Annotated in this window: 1 protein-coding gene; it reads right to left on the bottom strand. The window is 51.6% G+C overall.

Going from position 1 to position 859, the window contains the following annotated elements:
• Positions 1 to 102 precede the first annotated feature (102 nt).
• A partial coding sequence (locus LNV07_RS25355) for an AbiV family abortive infection protein (RefSeq protein ID WP_263573996.1) occupies positions 103 to 859 on the bottom strand: 757 nt, incomplete at its 5' end.

Here is an 859-nt window from a genome sequence, read left to right as displayed (position 1 = left end):
TAACGTCGAAGTTGAGCCGCGAGCGGCGGCTGGGCACGGAAGGCCCAGAATGAAATGGGGGCCTGAAGTGACCAGCCGTTGCGAGTCGGCTCGAACGCCAGGTTAGACAGCATTGCCACCCTCCGCACTCGACTCCGTCCTGAACAATGCTTTCTTGGAAAAGTAGAGATCGTTGTACTCAGTGACGGCGGACTCAAGTGGAATATTTCCACTTTCCATTTGGGCAATGTAGAAATACCAAAAGTCAGATGTATTCGCCATCTTTTGGAATGTAGATGGCTTGAGCGCAAAGAATGCATCTTGCACACGCGTAGTGGACTTTGGCAGAGCTTGCTGGGCATACGGCCTAACATGGGACAAGACGGTACCTGCAAGCCGGACGCAGTCGGATGCTGTCTTTTGGCGCACCTGCATTTGTGGTGTGGTGACAATCATGCGCTCGGCATTTATGTCGGCGTACATAGACGCCTCCCGCCCAAACTTCAGGTCGACCATCATGTTCACGAAGTTCATTACCTCGTCTTTAAGATTTGGCGTAGCCTGGAGCCATGGAGAAAAAGCAGCGGTAACTTTTTGGGAATGGTCCTCAAACTGAAGTTTCAGCCTCTGAGTTACCGCAGGATCTCTTAGATTTTTCCCCAGACCCTCGAACGCCTGTACAGCCTTGCCCGCTTCCTCAATGGTTGATGCCGATAGGAAATATGCCCTCGCATATTTTTCGTGTGCCAATAGCAGCGTTGCTTCCTCAAGCAATTCTTGAGCATTTACAAGTGCCGCATCCCGGTACTCGCGAAGCAGATCTGGTGTCAGCGTGTAGTCACGGTCCTTGATAGGCATACCTTTGAGTTTCCTGCTGTCT

The sequence above is a fragment of the Roseateles oligotrophus genome, from assembly GCF_025717515.1.
In the GTDB taxonomy this organism is placed as follows: domain Bacteria; phylum Pseudomonadota; class Gammaproteobacteria; order Burkholderiales; family Burkholderiaceae_C; genus Paucibacter_A; species Paucibacter_A oligotrophus.
Note: the sequence above shows the minus strand (reverse complement) of the source record. Positions and strands in the feature narration are given on the sequence as shown.